The organism is Virgibacillus sp. M23 (assembly GCF_034190895.1).
GTDB classification, from domain to species: Bacteria; Bacillota; Bacilli; order Bacillales; family Amphibacillaceae; genus Virgibacillus; species Virgibacillus salarius.
The window spans coordinates 1-382 of record NZ_JAWDHA010000386.1 but is presented as its reverse complement, the minus strand read 5'-3'; the positions used below and the strand labels follow the sequence as shown (position 1 = coordinate 382).

The following is a 382-nucleotide window of genomic DNA, read 5'->3' as shown; positions in this document are numbered from 1 at the left end:
ATCATATAGCTGGCAAGCGTAAAAGGCGCACCTGAGAAACCGATGAGCGGGACGTTCAGCTGCTCATTGACAAGCAGTTTAATCGTCTCAAGCACGTACGGCACGTCCTGTTCCGGATCAATCTGGCCGAGTTTTTCAATGTCCGCCAGAGACCGGATTGGCTGATCAATCACAGGACCGATCCCGTTTTTGATTTCAACATCCACACCAATTGACGGAAGCGGAGTCATGATATCTTTATATAGGATTGCAGCATCGACTCCGTATTGCTCAACCGGCAGTCTTGTGACATACGCACAAAGTTCGGGCTGATGGGTGATCTCAAACAATCCGTATTTTTCCTTCAGCTTGCGGTATTCCGGCTGTGAGCGCCCGGCTTGTC

The 382-nt window shown here is 50.0% G+C and carries 1 protein-coding gene; it reads right to left on the bottom strand.

The window, feature by feature from the left end; translation table 11 throughout:
* Positions 1-382: uroporphyrinogen decarboxylase family protein (locus RVS70_RS23135; RefSeq protein ID WP_321135087.1), on the bottom strand; the 382-nt coding region annotated here is incomplete at both ends.